Raw genomic sequence first — 18,902 nt, forward strand, 5'->3', positions numbered from 1 at the left:
AACCTTACCGTATCAAAGAGATTAACGATAGCGTTTTATCAGGCTATTTTTATCCTGTTCCATTAACCAGTTTAACTTCTCTCCAATCTTACCTTCCAGCCCTCTGGTTGTCGGGTAATAGTAGCGTATTTGCTGCATTTCCGGTGGGAAATAAACTTCACCGGCAGCATAAGCATTCGTTTCATCATGGGCGTAGCGGTATGCTTCGCCAAACCCCATCTCTTTCATTAAGTTAGTCGGCGCATTACGCAAATGGGCCGGTACATCATAATCAGGCTTGTCTTGCGCATCCGCCATTGCTGCCTTGAATGCTGTATAAACCGCATTACTTTTTGGTGCACACGCGAGATAAACAATTGCCTGTGCAATCGCTCGTTCTCCTTCTGCTGCCCCCACACGAGTGAAGCAATCCCATGCAGCAATGGCGACCTGCATTCCGCGTGGATCAGCATTTCCTACATCTTCAGAAGCAATCGCCAATAATCGGCGGGCAACATAAAGTGGATCACCACCTGCGGTAATAATTCGGGCATACCAATAAAGCGCGGCATCAGGCGCTGAACCACGGACTGACTTATGCAGGGCAGAAATTAAATCGTAAAATCGATCACCTTTATTATCAAAGCGCGCACTCCGCTCTCCACTGACCTCTTTCAGCAATTCCGGTGTCAGAATTTTCTGCCCCTGCGAATTTGCTTCTGCCATATCTGACATCATTTCCAGTAAGTTCAGTGAACGGCGGGCATCTCCTGCAACAAGCTCTGCTATCATTTGGCGGGTATTATCCGGCAATATGATATTTTGCCCACCAATGCCACACTCTTTATCGTTCATCGCCTGTATAAGTACTTGCTCAATTTCTGCCGTTGAGAGTGGTTTCAATAAGTAAACACGAGCCCGTGACAACAAAGCTGAATTTAATTCGAATGAAGGGTTTTCAGTCGTAGCGCCAATAAATGTGATCGTGCCATCTTCAATATGCGGCAAAAACGCATCCTGTTGGCTTTTATTAAATCGGTGAACTTCATCAACGAATAAGATAGTTCTGCGCCCTGCATTACGATTTTGACGTGCTTTTTCTATAGATTCACGAATTTCTTTAATACCGGAGGTCACTGCTGAAATACGTTCAATATCAGCTTGTGCATAGTGCCCGATAATTTCAGCCAGCGTTGTTTTTCCTGTTCCTGGCGGGCCCCATAAAATCATAGAATGGAGATGGCCAGCTCGAATTGCCCTTGGCAAAGGTTTTCCTTCTGCCAACAAGTGTTGCTGACCAATATAATGATCTAATGTGACTGGCCGCATTCTTGCGGCCAGTGGCTGAAATTCATTTTGTGAAAAGTCGAGTGAAAGATTGTTCACTTAAACCTCACTGGCGTTGATCATCCAGCGTGACACCTTCTGGTACGGTAAATTTAAATTTCGCCGCATCTACATTGGTGTTTTGCTGCCCTTTCAATTGATAAGCGCTCTTTTGCCCGTCCTGTTCAACCGCTGTGAACTTCTGAATGGTCCCCTCTGGGGTTACGGTAATCGAAAAATGTTTTAGATTGCCATTGGCGTTAGTGGGAGTCAGTTCAAAATTATTATTGCTTTGCACAACTTTGTACTGTTTCCAATCAGCGGGATCATTACGCGCAATTAACATAAATGGTGTATTTCCCGTTGCATCTTTTAACCAGTTCGCTGTCACTTGTTCAACAAAGGGATTATAAAACCACAATGTATTGCCATCAGAAACCAAAACGCTTTCATCAGGTGATGTCATATGCCAGTTAAACAAATTAGGACGTTTGATCCAAAGTTCACCTTCTCCTTTTTGGATCGTTGAACCATCATTACTCGTAACTGTTTGAGTAAAGCTGGCATGAAAACTATTTACCTTTCCCAAACGCCCTTGCAGATCCTGAGTCGCATCAGCCCATGCAGAACCCACGCTCACACCCATCATCAGACAACCAATTAACATCAGTTTTTTCATGTGCGAGATACCTTCAATTCGTATTTATTCCCGGCTTTAATGGCCGATACCACGTTATATTTTACAGTTGTGATTAATGTTCGTGCGGCGGAGGTGCCAAAACTTCACGATTGCCATTATGACCAGGCGCACTAACAATCTGTTGTGCTTCCATTTGTTCAACAATCCGGGCTGCCCGATTATATCCGATGCGGAATTGGCGTTGCACACCCGAAATGGAAACCCGGCGTTTTTCAATCACAAATTCAACTGCTTGATCAAATAAAGGATCGAGTTCTTCATCGCTATCAAATCCTAAACCACCTTCACCGTCTTCTCCCCCTTTGATAATGCTATCAATGTATTGAGGGCGACCACGGGCTTTCCAGTCATTAACCACTTCGTGAACTTCTTGATCGCGTACAAATGCACCATGAACACGCACAGGAATGGAAGAGTTTGGTGCTAAATAAAGCATATCCCCCATGCCAAGCAATGATTCTGCACCACCTTGATCAAGAATGGTACGGGAATCGATTTTACTGGACACGGTAAATGCAATACGTGTCGGAATATTTGCCTTAATCAATCCGGTGATAATATCAACAGAGGGGCGTTGTGTTGCCAATACTAAGTGGATACCTGCTGCGCGTGCTTTCTGAGCCAAACGCGCAATTAATTCTTCCACCTTTTTCCCTACCGTCATCATTAAATCGGCAAATTCATCAACCATCACAACAATATAAGGCTCTTTTTTCAGCACAGGATGTGTTACATCCATACTATCGCCTGGTTTCCAGAATGGATCAGGGATTGGACGTCCCATATTTTCCGCTTGTTTGATTTTGTCGTTGTAGCCGGCGAGATTACGTACACCCAAAGCTGACATCAGTTTGTAGCGTCGTTCCATCTCATTCACACACCAACGCAATGCGTTGGCGGCATCTTTCATATCGGTGACAACTTCGGTCAACAAGTGTGGAATGCCTTCATAAACCGATAACTCCAGCATTTTAGGGTCAATCATGATAAAGCGAACATCTTCTGGTTTCGCTTTATACAGGATACTGAGGATCATAGCGTTAACCCCGACCGATTTACCCGATCCGGTTGTCCCTGCAACCAGCAAGTGAGGCATTTTGCCCAGATCAGCCACAACCGGCTGCCCTGCAATATCTTTTCCAAGAACGATAGTCAATGGTGATGGGTTATCACGGAATTTCTCGCAATCCAACACTTCCCGCAGGTAAACTGTTTGCCGTTTCTTATTGGGTAGTTCTAAACCAACATAAGGTTTTCCCGGAATCACTTCAACAATACGAACGGCTACCGCTGAAAGTGAACGAGCAAGGTCACGCGATAAGTTAGAAATACGGGAAGCTTTAACTCCAGGTGCCAGATCCAGTTCAAATCGTGTAATAACAGGGCCGGGAGAAAATCCAACAACGTCCGCTTTGACGCGATAATCATTCAAGCGCGCTTCAATCAAACGAGAGGTTTGTTCAAGAGCAAACATATCAACCGGCTCTTCTTCCGCTGGCGGTTTTGCCAGAAGATCCAGAGAAGGCATCGGCGTCGTCGGTTTCGGCAACGGTTGATCATTGCGTATCAAAAACGGATGGAACAGACTATCTTGCTGCGGTTGCTGCGGTTGCTGCGGTTGCTGCGGTTGCTGCGGTTGCTGCGCAAGAATATGTTCAGTTTTCAACTCATGAGAAGCAAGAGCCGGAGCTATTTTTTTCTCCTGTACCTGATGAGTCGGGGCTTCTGTTGGCATAAATGCAGATTCGGCAGGCTGACTTATTTGATAACGCTCACGTTGCTGCTGCTCAAATGCAAGCCGTAACGCTTCTTCCTGCGCAGCCTGTTCATCTATACCTTCATCTACACTATTTTGCGGATTATTTTCCGTAAATGCCGCTACTCTGGGTTGTTCATATTTAGGTTGTTCATATACTGACGCAGCTTGTTGTTGATCTTTACTTTCCGCTTCAAAATCTGAACCATAGCGTTCACGTTGTTGTTCAAGGAATTGCTGACGCAGCATGTTTTGCTGTTGCTCATCCATTTGCTGCTCGTCAGCTTCCGCAATCAGTTCATTTTGCCTTTCTTTTTCTTCTCGTTGCAGATGCTCTGCCAAACGATGAGAAGGCACTTTAATGCCATACAATTCCCGGCGTGTAGGTATTCTGACCGGATTAGGACGAGGCATTTCAGGGCCAATCCCCTGCTTGACCTGCGGATTTCTCGTTACAACCGCAGAACTTGTTATATCTGCCGCTGTATTTTTCAGATTGATATTTTCATTGTGAGTCTGCGAAAGAGGGCCAGATTCTGATTCTGCATCCAATTGATAATCTGTCGGCAATTCAAATGAATAACGAACAGGTTCCTGTTCATCTGCTGCAAACTCTGGCAAAGTCTCTGCTGACTGCGTAGCCAGTTGTAGAGACGGCTCACTGTTAAGTGAATTATCAGCCATTTCTGAAAACACGGCTTCTTTTGCTGAAATGACGGTAGCAGATTCTGCATCAATAGGTTCAGGTGAGTTATTTTCCTGAAACGTTTCAGAAGGTTCCATAACAGGAGGGATTGAATCAACCGATGATGTTGAATCCGTATTCGCTAATTCAACGATTGTTGGCGCCGTCAGCAATACATCATCTTCATCCACTGTTCCAGTCGTAACGGCTGTCTTAATTATGTCACCTTTATCAACGTGCTCAGCTCTATCTTGTTCACTGGTGGAACGTTCGGAAACGACTTTATTTTCCAATTCATCATCGTAATATTCCGCATTATTACGGCCACGGTTTACCACAAAACTAATTGAATTCAGAATGACTTCACCAATTTTTTCCGCAATCGCGAGCCATGACCAACCCGTAAATAGGGTAAAGCCAACAGCCCAAATGCCAAGCAGCGCCAACGTTGCTCCAAGAACATTGAACCAAGGCAGAATTGCATTGCTAAATAAGTTGCCGATAACGCCACCAGCGGCAAAATCATTTAAATCGTCAATATTGAGCGCAGCCAAACCACATGAAGTCAATATCAGCGCTAAAGCACCAATGACGCGCAGTGCGAGTGTGAAGAAATCTACGTACTCTTGCCTATCGTTCTGACGGAAAGCATTCCAACACCCTAAAAACATTAACGGTGGGACTGCATAGGCAAGAATACCAAATGCCGAGAATAGTATGTCTGATAACCAGGCACCAACGCTGCCACTCCAATTATGAACGGGTTCATGCCACGACGTTTGTGACCAGCTAGGATCGGATGGGTTGAAGCTGACAAGCGCTATCATTAAGTACACAGCACAAATGGCAATAACCAACAGGACAGCTTCTAAGAGCCGGCGGCTACTGCTTATTTTTTTTAACTTAACACGTTTGTCTTCTGTATATTCCTGGTTCAAGAAAGACTCTCCAGGTTTTCATGTTGATTAAACGGAACAACGCTGAGGATAGCTCAGCGTTGAAACTGTATACATAAACAGGAGTGTACCTAAGTTTTTCCTGTTTTGCATCTGTACCTCATTAAATTAGGTAAAAGCTTAACGAGTCTTAATCACCAGACGGTTACTCTGTTTCACTTCTTCCATAACAACATAAGTACGAGTATCGTTAACACCAGGAAGACGCAACAGAGTTTCGCCGAGCAATTTACGATATGCGGACATATCTGGCACACGTGTTTTCAGCAAGTAGTCAAAATCACCAGAAACTAAATGACATTCTTGGATTTCTTCTAGTTTCTGGACAGCAGTATTGAATTGTTCAAATACATCTGCTGCACCACGGTTAAGTGTAATTTCAACGAATACCAGCAATGATGCATCCAGATAATGAGGATTCAGCAAAGCTGTGTAGCCAGAGATAAAGCCCTGACGCTCCAAGCGACGTACACGCTCCAGACAAGGCGTTGGTGATAAACCAACTCGCTTGGATAACTCCACGTTAGAAATACGGCCGTCTTTTTGCAACTCGTTAAGGATATTACGATCTATACGATCAAGATCTTTTCCCGGACGCTTCTTATTATCAATCATCTTATTGCTCTCTCTTTATATTCCTACACCCATAACTTTTCCCTATCTCTTTCAAGCAACTGAGCTGGAAAAGATGTCTTCAAAGGCTAAAGCTCAATCTATAACCAAGGTTTAAGGCCTACTGCAATATCCCGGAATATGATTTTCTATCACCGTCTGACTCATACACGACTACCAAATCACCATTTCCCAGAATATTATCTCCTAAAACACTGTGTCTTTTAGAAAGCAGCTTAACGGCAATTTTTATATTCTATGAGAAAATCACCCACACCAATTTGTCTATTCTATAGAAACAATTGATTAGCGAGGTAGATAATTATCTCTTACGCAGATGTTTTCGCAAATGCACAGCCGATTGTCAAAGTAAATGAGCAAAAATCAGAACAACCTACCAAACAAATTTTCAGTAAATCCTTTTAATAGCTCATTTCAGGCCCTAAACGTATAAATGATGTTCAATTCAGAAGATTGCATAATCTCTTCTTACATTTCGCTTACATCATAGTTACTATCTATCGGTAAGATCGTTAATAACATGAATATTTTATCTGAGAATCGCTTTTTTTAACTTATTATTTCTCCTACAATCCCTAAATCCGCAACATGCGATAATGGAAATGAGGTATTCATGAGCACAGCCAAACACAGTAAACTTATCATTCTTGGCTCAGGTCCTGCTGGTTATACCGCTGCTGTTTACGCAGCCCGCGCTAATTTAAACCCTGTTCTCATTACTGGGGTCGAAAAAGGCGGCCAATTGACCACCACGACTGAGGTTGAAAACTGGCCCGGTGATCCTGAAGGGCTGACTGGCCCAGGCCTGATGGAGCGTATGTTCCAACATGCTGAAAAGTTTCAAACTGAAATCATTTCTGACCATATTCAGAAAGTGGATTTCTCAAACAGGCCATTCCGTTTATATGGAGATGATCAGGAATATACCTGTGATGCTTTGATCATCGCGACAGGTGCTTCTGCCCGTTACCTCGGATTGCCTTCCGAAGAAAATTTCAAAGGTCGGGGCGTATCTGCTTGTGCAACATGTGATGGTTTTTTCTATCGTAAACAGAAAGTTGCTGTAGTTGGTGGTGGTAATACTGCGGTTGAAGAAGCGCTGTATTTAGCGAACATTGCTTCTGAAGTTCATCTGATTCACCGCCGTGACTCTTTCCGTTCAGAGAAAATACTGATTGACCGCCTGATGGAAAAAGTCAAGAACGGCAATATTATCCTGCATACCGATCGAACTCTGGACGAAGTTCTGGGCGACGACATGGGTGTGACAGGTATCCGCATTCGTGATACGAAAAGTGACAATACCGAAGAACTGGATGTAACCGGTGTTTTCATTGCTATCGGCCACAGCCCGAATACAAGCATCTTTGACGGTCAGCTTGATCTTGAGAATGGATACATCAAAGTGCAATCCGGATTGCATGGAAATGCTACCCAAACCTCTATTCCCGGGATTTTTGCCGCCGGAGATGTTATGGATCACGTGTATCGTCAGGCCATTACTTCAGCAGGTACTGGTTGTATGGCGGCATTGGATGCAGAACGTTTCCTTGATGGATTGGCAACCAAATAATCCATTTTTCCTTAGAAGCGCTATTTCGGTAGCGCTTTTTAACAAGCAACATAAAGCTTGTTTTGGTATTCCGTATCACTACCTGCTAATCAGAAGTTTTTCTTATGGACAAAACAAGACAAACTGAACTTGTTCGATGGCTAAGGCAGCAGAGTGCCCCTGCCCGTCGGTGGCTTCGTCTATCCATGCTACTCGGCCTAATCAGCGGATTATTGATTATCTCGCAAGCCTGGCTCCTGGCTTCCATCCTCCAGGCCCTGATTATGGACAATGTTCCCCGCGAAAATCTCATCAATCAGTTTCTGATGCTAGCCGCCACTTTCACATTGCGGGCAATCGTCAATGCTATTCGGGAACGTGTCGGGTTTATTTGTGGCAAAGTTGTGCGCCAACAAATCCGAAATATGGTGTTGGATAAACTGGAGCAGTTAGGGCCTGTATGGGTGAAAGGAAAGCCAGCGGGAAGCTGGGCAACGATTATTCTGGAACAAATCGAAGATATGCAGGATTTTTATTCCCGCTATCTGCCTCAGATGGTTCTTGCTACCATAATCCCCATTTTAATTCTGGTTACCCTATTTCCGATTAATTGGGCCGCAGGATTAATCTTGCTGGTCACTGCCCCCTTAATTCCTCTGTTTATGGCGTTGGTAGGGTTAGGTGCCGCTGATGCCAACCGACGTAATTTTGTTGCCCTTAACCGATTAAGTGGTAATTTCCTCGATCGTTTACGAGGTCTGGAAACGTTGCGCCTGTTCCATCGAGGGGAAGCCGAAGTTAAGCAGATCGCAGAGTCAACAGAGAATTTCCGTCACAGAACGATGGAAGTACTGCGCATGGCATTCCTGTCTTCGGCTGTATTGGAGTTCTTTGCCGCAGTTTCCATTGCCGTTGTTGCCGTCTATTTTGGTTTTTCCTATTTGGGAGAATTACACTTTGGCAGCTACGGAATGGGAGTTACGTTGTTTGCCGGCTTCCTCGCTTTAATCCTTGCTCCTGAATTTTTCCAACCCCTACGTGACTTAGGAACGTTTTATCATGCAAAAGCGCAGGCAGTCGGAGCAGCAGAATCGCTTTTCACTTTGCTCAGTAGTGATGGAGAACAAGCGGCAACCAGTGGCGAAGAAACACTAACAGATAAAGAATCCGTCGCTATTGAAGCCTGTGAACTGGAGATACTGTCCCACGATGGTCATCGCCTTGCCGGCCCGTTGAATTTTACGATGGATAAACACCAGCGGATTGCCTTGGTCGGAAAAAGTGGTGCAGGTAAAAGCTCATTGATCAATGTACTACTGGGTTTTCTACCTTATCGTGGCTCCCTCAAAATCAATGGCATTGAGCTACGCGAACTCAATCTCACTAAATGGCGCGAATGTCTGAGTTGGGTTGGGCAAAATCCACATTTACCAGAACAAACTGTGCTCGATAATATTCGTCTTGGTCAATATGATGCCACGCAGGAACAAATCCATGATGTGATGGAAAGAGCTTATGTCAGTGAATTTGTCCGCAATCTGCCTGATGGAATCAATACGGTCATTGGGGACAATGCTGCTCGTCTGTCTGTCGGGCAGGCTCAGCGTATCGCCGTAGCCCGAGCATTATTAAATCCCTGCCAATTACTGTTATTAGATGAACCCGCCGCCAGTCTTGATGCCCATAGCGAACAGCGTGTGATGACGGCTTTAAACCAAGCCTCTTACCAGCAAACCACATTACTGATTACTCACTTGCTAGAAGAAACGCTGACATATGATCAAATTTGGGTAATGGAAAATGGGTTATTGATTGAGAAAGGTGAATATCAGAGTCTAAGCCAGTCTCAAGGTGCATTTTCTCGTCTGCTGTCTCATCGTAGTGTGGAGCTATAATCATGCGCGTATTATTCCCATTTCTCGCATTATACCGCCGCCACTGGTTTCTCATTAGCTTAGGTATGATCTTGGCGATTGTGACTCTGCTCGCCAGCATCGGACTGCTGACACTTTCAGGTTGGTTTCTTGCCGGCACTGCCTTAGCCGGATTCGCAGGGTTATATACGTTTAACTATATGCTGCCTGCCGCAGGTGTGCGTGGTGCTGCCATTTTCCGCACTGCTGGTCGTTATGCTGAACGACTTGTCAGTCACGATGCAACATTCCGTGTATTAGCTCATTTACGTGTTTTTGCTTTTCAGAAAATTTTGCCGCTTTCTCCGGGAGGCATTGCCCGCTTCCGTCAAGGTGAGTTGTTAAACAGACTCGTTGCCGATGTCGAAACATTGGATCACCTCTATCTGCGGGTTATCTCCCCTGTTCTTGCCGCATTTGTTGTGATTGTAGTACTAACGTTTGGCTTAGGGTTCCTTGATATTACCCTTGCCTATACTCTCGGTGGCATTATGTTGGGGCTGCTATTGATCTTGCCTTTCGTGTTTTTCCAGGCAGGGAAACCCTACGGCAGAAATATTACTCTACAGCGCGCTCAATATCGTACATTACTCACCAGCGCTTTGCAGGGACAAGCTGAATTAACTGTATTTGGCGCACTTAAGCGTTTTCGTCAATCCATGACGGCGATTGAAGGTGATTGGCTGAAAAGCCAACAAAAACAGGCTAATTTGACAGGGCTTTCACAAGCCATCATGATTTTTTCTACGGGCATGACTGTAACACTGATACTTTGGCTCGCCGCAGCAGGTGTTGGAGAAAATAGTCAACCGGGTGCGTTAATAGCGCTATTTACCTTCTGTGCCCTTGCTGCTTTTGAAGCTCTTGGGCCAGTCACTATAGCATTCCAGCACATGGGACAGGTTATTGCATCTGCAACTCGTGTTTCTCAATTAATGCACCAAGAACCGGAAGTGACTTTCCCTGATCACGGACCACAGGCAAATAGCGCTCTCAGCCTTGAGATAAAAAATCTTGATTTCACCTACCCGGGCCAACCTCAGCCTGTATTAAAAGATATTTCTTTATCTCTGGCATCAGGAGAGCATGTTGCTTTATTAGGAAAGACCGGATGTGGTAAATCGACGCTTTTACAGTTAATAACTCGCGCATGGGACGTTAATAATGGTGAAATTCAACTCAACCAGCATCCCATTTCCGACTATGATGAAGCAACACTTCGCTCAATGATGTCCATCGTTCCCCAACGTATACATGTGTTCAGCCACACTTTACGTGAGAATCTTTTATTAGCAAAACCCGATGCCAGCGATGATGAATTAGAAACCGTATTACAACAAGTGGGCTTGGAGAACTTGCTAGGCAATGATAAGAAGCTAAACTGTTGGATGGGTGAAGGCGGTCGCCAACTTTCCGGCGGAGAACAGCGCCGTTTAGGTATTGCCAGAGCGTTACTGCACAATGCCCCTTTAATGCTTCTAGATGAGCCAACCGAAGGACTCGATTCTGATACTGAACAACAGATTTTGTCATTGTTACACCGTAGTTGCCAGCACAAGACACTGATTATCGTGACTCACCGACTGACAGGCTTGCAGCATATGGATCAGATCTGTGTTATGGATGGAGGACGTATTATTGAGCAAGGCAAACATGATGTGCTACTTGCCCAACAGGGACGGTATTATCAGTTTTATCAGCGTCAGAGCTATCCTACGCAGGAGTGATTCATTTTATGTTGATAGCTCAACTCGATAATTCATATGAATTTCCCCATCCAACCAATGCGATGGCTGAACCTAATGGTTTACTGGCATTTGGAGGAGATCTTAGTGCAGAACGCTTAAGAGTGGCGTATCATGAAGGCATTTTCCCGTGGTATTCGCCCAATGAGCCTCCTTTGTGGTGGTCTCCCGACCCTCGGGCAGTATTAATTCCCGGGGAACTGCATACGGGCCGAACACTTCTTCGGTTTATTCGCAAACATACTTACCAAATTACGGTAAACTATGCTTTCGATGAAGTGATATATCATTGTGCACAACGACAAGAAGGCACTTGGATAGGGCCAGATGTTTTGCGAGGTTATCAAGCACTGCATCATGAAGGTTTGGCTCATTCAATTGAGGTTTGGCATGATCGCCAACTTGTAGGTGGTCTATACGGTGTTGGTATAGGGACACTATTTTGCGGTGAATCTATGTTTAGCAGAATGGAGAACGCATCTAAGTGTGCGTTTGTCGCATTCTATCACCACTTTCTACATCATGGTGGCCGATTGTTTGACTGTCAGGTATTAAATCACCATACAGAATCATTGGGCGCCAAAAATATTCCAAGGGAAGAATTTCTTCAGCATCTTTATCAATTGAGAGAGCAGTCATTACAACCGGACTGCTGGTCTAAACAAGAGCTGGATTTATAATCATCACTTAGGGATTTATGCTGTTCACGGCGGGAATGTCATTATCGTCATACATGAAATGATGGTTTAAAATACGACATTCCTTTACATAATGATGGTTTTTCGGCATTATCTTGCCGATTAAAAACTATGGTTGTTACTTAGAGGATTAGATGGCCAAAGAAGACACTAATTTTGAAATGCAAGGTACTGTATTAGAAACACTGCCGAATACTGTGTTTCGTGTTGAATTAGACAACGGACACGTTGTTACCGCCCACATTTCAGGAAAAATGCGGAAGAACTATATCCGCATCCTGACTGGAGACAAGGTCACAGTCGAGCTAACTACATATGACCCTGAAAAAGGCCGTATTACTTTCCGTAGTCGCTGATTAAGATACCTTTTAACACCACAGGGGATAGTATTTTCAGCATCCACCTGTGGTGTGGCTTTCAGTTTTTATCGCCAGCCTTTATCACTATTTATAGTAATCACTAACTACAGTAATCACTCACTTACAATACAGCATCTTCTGATTTCTTATTATTTGACTTATTAGACCTTTTGGCATCCTTAAAATCATATATTAATGCTTGTTTAGCCTTATCAAGCTTAATACTGACCGAGCCTCCATGTACCAAAGAACCAAATAATAATTCATTCGCCAATGGTTTTTTGAGGTTATCCTGAATCACTCGAGCCATAGGGCGTGCTCCCATAGCTTTATCGTAACCTTTGTTACATAGCCACTGACGAGCGTCTGCACTGATTTCCAGAGAAACACCTTTTTCATCCAGTTGGGCTTGTAATTCGACGATAAATTTATCAACGACTTGCTGAATAACCTCAGAAGAGAGTGCATCAAACCAAATGATGCCATCAAGACGATTACGGAATTCAGGTGTGAAAATCCGTTTAATCTCTTCCATTCCATCTGTGCTGTTATCTTGTTCTGTGAAACCAATGGATTTACGCTGTGTCTCACGTACCCCTGCATTAGTTGTCATCACCAAAATAACATTGCGAAAATCAGCTTTGCGGCCATTATTGTCGGTCAATGTCCCGTTATCCATAACCTGTAACAATAAGTTAAAGACATCGGGATGGGCTTTTTCAATCTCATCCAGAAGTAATACAGAATGAGGATGTTTGATAATCGCATCAGTTAATAACCCTCCCTGATCATACCCCACATAACCTGGTGGTGCGCCAATTAAACGGCTAACAGTATGGCGCTCCATATATTCCGACATATCGAACCGCAGTAATTTGACATTCAATACTTTAGCAAGTTGGACTGTCACTTCCGTTTTACCGACACCCGTCGGCCCTGCAAATAGGAAAGACCCGACTGGTTTATACTCCTGACCCAATCCAGCACGACTCATTTTAATGGCTTCCGTCAAAGCCCCAATGGCGCGATCTTGGCCGAAGACCAACATTTTCAAACGATCATCCATTGTTCTCAGTACGTCTTTATCACTCGCCGACACCGTTTTTTCCGGGATACGGGCTATGCGGGCAACAACGGATTCAATATCAGAAACATTGATCGTTTTCTTACGGCGGCTGGACGGAACTAACCTTGTTCTGGCACCGGCTTCATCAATAACATCAATGGCCTTGTCCGGCAAATGGCGATCAGTAATGTATTTCACCGATAGCTCAACTGCTGCACGAATTGCTTTTGCCGTATAACGGACATCGTGATGTGCCTCATATTTAGCTCGCAAGCCATTGATAATTTGCACTGTTTCCTCTGGCGAAGGTTCAGCAATATCAATCTTCTGAAACCGACGAGCCAAAGCCCGATCCTTTTCGAAGATATTGCTGAACTCATGGTAAGTTGTCGAACCAATTACCCGAATACGCCCACTGGACAGCAAAGGCTTAATAAGGTTGGCTGCATCCACTTGTCCACCTGAAGCAGCGCCTGCACCAATGATAGTATGGATTTCATCAATAAAGAGAATGCTTTTTCTATCTTGCTCTAAGGTTTTTAACAAGGATTTGAAGCGCTTCTCAAAGTCACCACGGTACTTTGTACCCGCCAGCAGTGATCCAATATCCAGAGAATAGATAGTACAGCCCTGCATAACTTCAGGGACATTATTTTGTACAATACGCCATGCAAGCCCTTCTGCAATAGCCGTCTTACCAACGCCAGATTCTCCCACAAACAGGGGGTTATTCTTGCGACGGCGGCACAGTACCTGAACAGTTCTCTCCAATTCATTCTGACGCCCGACAAGGGGATCAATTTGACCTTTTTGCGCCAATTGATTCAGATTAGTTGTAAAATTCTCCAACCGATCTTCACTCACTACCTGCTCTTCCTGAACCGGATTGATACTGTGGTGAGAATCGTTATCCGGCTCATCTTTGCGCGTTCCATGAGAAATAAAATTCACGACATCCAAGCGACTGACGTCATGCTTACGCAATAAATAAGCAGCCTGAGATTCCTGCTCACTAAAAATAGCAACTAAGACATTAGCCCCGGAAACGTCTGAACGCCCCGAGGATTGAACGTGAAACACAGCGCGTTGTAAAACACGCTGAAAACTTAATGTAGGTTGTGTATCTCTGTCATCATTTTCGGATAACAAAGGGGTAGTTTGAGCAATAAAATTCTCCAATTCCTGGCGTAACAGCGACAAATCGACTTTACAAGCCTCCAGTGCTTCCCGCGCCGATGTGTTACTTAATAGCGCCAGCAACAGGTGCTCTACAGTCATAAATTCATGCCTGTTATCCCTTGCTTTGGCAAAAGCAATGTTGAGACTAAGCTCCAGTTCTTGATTGAGCATAAGCACCTCCTCCTAAAATCAGTAAGCCAGATCAGACTTTTTCCAGCGTGCAAAGTAACGGATGCTCGTGCTCCTTAGCATACATGTTCACTTGCGCAGCTTTAGTTTCTGCGACCTCTGCCGTATAAATTCCGCAAACTGCTTTCCCTTTATGATGGACATCCAGCATTAGTTGCGTTGCTTTTTCAACATCATAAGAAAAGAACTTTCGCAATACGTCAACCACAAACTCCATAGGGGTATAGTCATCATTATTAAGAATGACCTTATACATTGATGGCGGCTGTAGCTTTTGTTTTGCGTCATCTTCAATAAATTCTTCAACTTTCAAATCGTTATAAAACTCAGTCATTATTCTTCCGCTGGGCATTAACTTTCCGCTGGATTTTAGTATGAACTAATTCATTCTACTGCTATATATTTTATCACTTCATACAGCACTCTGCTTCCTCCCCCCTTTGATTACCGAATAAGGATTTCCCCTAAAAATCGGATACCGTTATCTATATCAAACTTTAGCCATCTGAGACAGCTTGACGTTACTTATATGCTTGACGGCGTAATGAATTTCACTACAGTATATTTTATGAACACCGCATTCTGTCTGGGCGTCTGTTCATATCCTGAAATTTTTAGTGACTCCTAAACCCGAAATCGTGATACGAGGGATAGAGAAGTATGGAAACAGGTACTGTTAAATGGTTCAATAATGCAAAGGGCTTTGGATTTATTTGCCCAACCAGCGGGGGTGATGACATATTCGCTCACTATTCAACCATTCAGATGGATGGTTATAGGACGCTGAAAGCTGGGCAAAAAGTGAATTTTAGTGTTCATCAAGGCCCGAAAGGTAACCACGCCAGCCTTATTGTACCTTTGGAAGAAAGCTCAAAATCAAAAAAAGAGTGATCCAATAAATTCGTAATTCCACGCCACAAATAAACAATGGCCTATTTGTGGCGTGCTATTTACTCCTTTGCTACTTACTACTCTGCTACTTCCTTACAAATTACTCCCTTGCAAGCGCCTCTATAGGATCAAGATGAGCAGCGTTTCGTGCCGGCAGGAAACCAAAAACTATCCCAATGACGGTTGAACAACCAAAAGCGACGATAAATGCAGCAGGGTTATAAACAAAGTCCCATTTTGGTAATATCCACTGTGCAGTCAAAGATAAGCTATATGACAGGGTAATCCCCAGTATGCCGCCCATTAGACAGACCAAGACAGATTCAATAAGAAATTGCTGCATAATATCGCTGGTTCTGGCACCGACTGCCATGCGAATACCAATCTCTCGGGTACGCTCTGTGACTGATACCAGCATGATATTCATCACGCCAATTCCACCAACCACCAAAGATATTACCGCCACTAACGTTAAGAACATTTGTAAGGTTCGCGTTGTTTTATCAATTGCTTCAATTGTTCTGTTTACATTGTAGGTAGAAACATCTTTTTTACCATGATGAAATGCCAATAACTGCTTAAGTTTTTCTTCCGCTTTATTGGCAGAGTAGCCATTCTTCACTCTGACATCAATTGAATCTAAATAGCTTTTGTTTATCAGACGGCCATTCATCGTACTGTAAGGCAACCAAATTTGTAATATGTTACCGCTATAAAACTCTTGCCCATCAGCAATTACGCCAATCACCGTCAAGGGTATATTTTCTAAAATGAGCTCTTCGCCTATCACATTATTTTGGTAAGGAAATAACTTTTTACGAGTATAGTTATCAATAATAGCCACTTGAGCCTGATGCTGAAGCATTTCTGAAGTAAAAGGCATCCCTTGGATAAATTTCATGGCATATACATGAAAAAAATCACCTCCTACACCCAATACCGATGTATTCACATCAATATTGCCTCGACGCAAACGCCCATTTGTCCTGAATTCAGGAGAAACTGCCTGAACATAATGTTGAGATTTTATTATTGAAATATCGGTGAGTTTCAGTGCCTGACTATCCAAGTCACTATCATCACCAAAATCCCCCCCCGGATAAATCTTGATGGAATTAGTTGCAATGGATTTAATATGTGATAGCACCATTAATTTTGCCGCATCACCAATCACCAAGATCGTTACAACAGAAGCAATACCAATGATAATGCCAAGCATAGTCAGTAAGGTACGTAGTTTATTGATGATCATGGCACGCCACGCCATCAATAATGCTTCATTAAAACGCCCCCAAATTTGTTGCACTGAAGAGTTTTTTACCCCCACAGAATTTATGCTCGCAGAAGAAGGAGGAGGCGATGTTTGTGTTCCGCATTCAGAAGGATGTGAATCACTCATGATACGCCCATCTTTAATTTCAATCACTCTTTGAGCCTGTGCTGCAATATTCGGATCATGAGTAACAATAATGACCGTATGCCCTTGCCGACAAAGTTGCTTCAAGATATCCATCATTTCCTGACCAGAAACACTATCCAGTGCTCCTGTCGGTTCATCAGCAAGAATGACCTGCCCACCATTCATAAGTGCTCTGGCGATGCTGACTCGCTGTTGCTGTCCCCCTGAAAGCTGATTTGCCCGATAACTGATACGATTTTCCAATCCAAGGCTTTTAAGCAACCCAACAGCCCGCTCACGCCGTTGCATTTTGGGAACACCTGAATAGATCGCCGGAATTTCAACATTCTGTTCTGCGGTTAAATGAGCCATTAGATGATAACGCTGAAAAATGAACCCAAAGTATTCTCTGCGTAATTCGGCCAACTGATTACTATCCAAACCGGCAGTATCTCTGCCGGCAACCCAATATTCTCCACTACTGGGTTTATCCAAACAGCCTAGTATATTCATCAAAGTTGACTTACCTGAACCGGAAGCACCGATAATCGCTACCATTTCTCCGGCATGAATGGATAACGAAATATTATCCAAAACATTAACTTGTTCTTCTCCAGCGAGGTAACTGCGGCTAACATCTTTTAGTTCTAGTAACGTATTCATTATGATCCCTCTACATTACTATCACTGCGACTACTTATCACTCGGTCGTTTTCCTTCAAACCAGAAATAACCTGAACATTGATATTATTAAAGGCACCTGTCGTAATTTCGCGTTTTTCTTCTTTTCCATTACGCAAGACACTAACTTCATATCGGGTAGAAGATATTTGCTTCCCTAAATCTGAAATTGGGATCATCAATACATTATGCAGAGTCTGAAGCTCTATTTTCACTTGAGCAGTCATTTGCAAACGCAGAATATGTTCAGGATTCGGAACCTTAAAACGAGCATAGTAGAAAACAGGGCCAGATTTATACGTCATTTCACCATTAGGTGTGCTTGCCGTTCCCTTCGGTGTTGGCAAGATATCTTCTAAGACACCGTGAAACTGTTTTCCGGATGCTCCCAGAATAGTAAATGATGCTTTTTGTCCGGGTTTCAGATTGATGACATCTGCTTCTGATACTTCTGTATTAACAATCATCGTATCAAGGTTTGCGATTGTCAGGATAGTCGGAGCTTGCTGTGCGGCTATCACAGTTTGTCCCTGAAATGTTTTAATATCCGCCACAATTCCTTCTATGGGGGCGAGGATATTGGTGTATTGCAAATTCGTTTCAGCCGTATCAAGTTTGGCCTTATTTTGCTGAATTCGTGCATTAATGTTATCAACTCTGGCAGCTTTAGACTGCACATCTGCTTTACTGACATCTAATTCCTGAGCAGATGTTGCATTTAATTTAAGTAACCTTTTCTGTCTGCTTATTTTAAGCTGAGCCAGTTTCAGCTCTGCTTGTGCACCGCGGAGATCGGCCTGCAATGATTTTGCCGTTTCTTGCGCTTCTACTACAGCATTTTTTGCTGTCTGCGGATCAATTGTCGCCAGTAATTGACCTTTTTTAATCTTTTCTCCCAATTTCACATACAATTCTTTCAATTGACCGCTGACCTGAGAACCTACATCAACTTTACTCACTGCATCTAATTTGCCTATAGCCAAAACACTTCTTTCAAAGTTACCCTTTATGACTGCATTAGTTTTATATGTGACAGGTTTCGGCAGGAAAAAGAAATAGCTCCATACAGATGCAATGGCAATGAGGATAAGCACTGTTGCGATCCAACGAGACTTGACAGAAAAAAGATTCATCAACAAAGCTCCACCATGAGAAAATAAAACTTCGTTACACCAATGTACTGTAGATGACATCA

Annotated in this window: 14 protein-coding genes; 6 read left to right on the plus strand and 8 right to left on the minus strand. The window is 43.6% G+C overall.

The genetic code is table 11. The features are described from left to right. Positions 1–21: 21 nt before the first annotated feature. From Xenpb_RS02050 to lrp, 4 genes are all read right to left on the minus strand, one after another. Positions 22–1,365: a replication-associated recombination protein A gene (locus Xenpb_RS02050; RefSeq protein WP_187652877.1), complete on the minus strand. Its 1,344-nt coding sequence runs from the start codon at positions 1,363–1,365 to the stop codon at positions 22–24. A 7-nt stretch (positions 1,366–1,372) separates the two neighbouring features. Next, positions 1,373–1,984, minus strand: coding sequence for an outer membrane lipoprotein chaperone LolA (gene lolA / locus Xenpb_RS02055; RefSeq protein WP_099114343.1), 612 nt, complete (start codon positions 1,982–1,984; stop codon positions 1,373–1,375). 73 nt (positions 1,985–2,057) lie between these two features. Next, the gene (locus Xenpb_RS02060; protein WP_187652878.1) at positions 2,058–5,384 is read right to left on the minus strand and encodes a DNA translocase FtsK 4TM domain-containing protein; all 3,327 of its coding nucleotides are present in this window, start codon (positions 5,382–5,384) and stop codon (positions 2,058–2,060) included. A gap of 138 nt (positions 5,385–5,522) precedes the next feature. Further along, positions 5,523–6,017 carry a leucine-responsive transcriptional regulator Lrp gene (gene lrp / locus Xenpb_RS02065; RefSeq protein WP_004256338.1) on the minus strand — a complete coding sequence of 165 codons (495 nt, stop codon included), beginning with the start codon at positions 6,015–6,017 and terminating at the stop codon, positions 5,523–5,525. Between the two features lie 631 nt (positions 6,018–6,648). Here lrp and trxB point away from each other — a divergent pair. From trxB to infA, 5 genes are all read left to right on the plus strand, one after another. Further along, positions 6,649–7,608 carry a thioredoxin-disulfide reductase gene (trxB, locus tag Xenpb_RS02070; RefSeq protein WP_187652879.1) on the plus strand — a complete coding sequence of 320 codons (960 nt, stop codon included), beginning with the start codon at positions 6,649–6,651 and terminating at the stop codon, positions 7,606–7,608. A gap of 104 nt (positions 7,609–7,712) precedes the next feature. Next, on the plus strand, positions 7,713–9,482 hold the full coding sequence (gene cydD, locus Xenpb_RS02075; RefSeq protein ID WP_187652880.1) for a cysteine/glutathione ABC transporter permease/ATP-binding protein CydD: 1,770 nt from the start codon (positions 7,713–7,715) through the stop codon (positions 9,480–9,482). Positions 9,483–9,484: 2 nt separating this feature from the next. Further along, entirely contained in the window at positions 9,485–11,227 is a 1,743-nt protein-coding gene (cydC, locus tag Xenpb_RS02080) for a cysteine/glutathione ABC transporter ATP-binding protein/permease CydC (protein ID WP_187652881.1), read from the plus strand. 8 nt (positions 11,228–11,235) lie between these two features. Further along, positions 11,236–11,925 (plus strand): leucyl/phenylalanyl-tRNA--protein transferase, encoded by a 690-nt coding sequence (gene aat / locus Xenpb_RS02085; protein WP_187652882.1) that lies wholly within the window; start codon positions 11,236–11,238, stop codon positions 11,923–11,925. A 152-nt stretch (positions 11,926–12,077) separates the two neighbouring features. Continuing rightward, entirely contained in the window at positions 12,078–12,299 is a 222-nt protein-coding gene (gene infA / locus Xenpb_RS02090; RefSeq protein ID WP_045969938.1) for a translation initiation factor IF-1, read from the plus strand. A 124-nt stretch (positions 12,300–12,423) separates the two neighbouring features. On the opposite strand, the gene clpA is transcribed toward infA, so the two are convergent. Together clpA and clpS are read right to left on the minus strand one after the other, a co-directional pair. Further along, positions 12,424–14,718, minus strand: a complete 2,295-nt coding sequence (gene clpA / locus Xenpb_RS02095) for an ATP-dependent Clp protease ATP-binding subunit ClpA (RefSeq protein WP_187652883.1) — start codon at positions 14,716–14,718, stop codon at positions 12,424–12,426. Positions 14,719–14,749: 31 nt separating this feature from the next. Then, entirely contained in the window at positions 14,750–15,070 is a 321-nt protein-coding gene (gene clpS, locus Xenpb_RS02100; RefSeq protein WP_187652884.1) for an ATP-dependent Clp protease adapter ClpS, read from the minus strand. Between the two features lie 326 nt (positions 15,071–15,396). Between clpS and cspD the strand changes: the two genes are divergently transcribed. Then, positions 15,397–15,627 (plus strand): cold shock-like protein CspD, encoded by a 231-nt coding sequence (cspD, locus tag Xenpb_RS02105; protein ID WP_187652885.1) that lies wholly within the window; start codon positions 15,397–15,399, stop codon positions 15,625–15,627. Between the two features lie 100 nt (positions 15,628–15,727). Here the strand turns inward: cspD and macB are convergent, their stop codons facing one another. Both macB and macA read right to left on the minus strand, forming a co-directional pair. Further along, positions 15,728–17,689, minus strand: a complete 1,962-nt coding sequence (gene macB, locus Xenpb_RS02110; RefSeq protein WP_187652886.1) for a macrolide ABC transporter ATP-binding protein/permease MacB — start codon at positions 17,687–17,689, stop codon at positions 15,728–15,730. Next, positions 17,689–18,840: a macrolide transporter subunit MacA gene (macA, locus tag Xenpb_RS02115; RefSeq protein ID WP_187653074.1), complete on the minus strand. Its 1,152-nt coding sequence runs from the start codon at positions 18,838–18,840 to the stop codon at positions 17,689–17,691. Before macA ends, macB begins: the two co-directional genes overlap by 1 nt. Positions 18,841–18,902 lie beyond the last annotated feature (62 nt).

This window comes from Xenorhabdus sp. PB62.4, from assembly GCF_014467285.1.
Taxonomy (GTDB): Bacteria; Pseudomonadota; Gammaproteobacteria; order Enterobacterales; family Enterobacteriaceae; genus Xenorhabdus.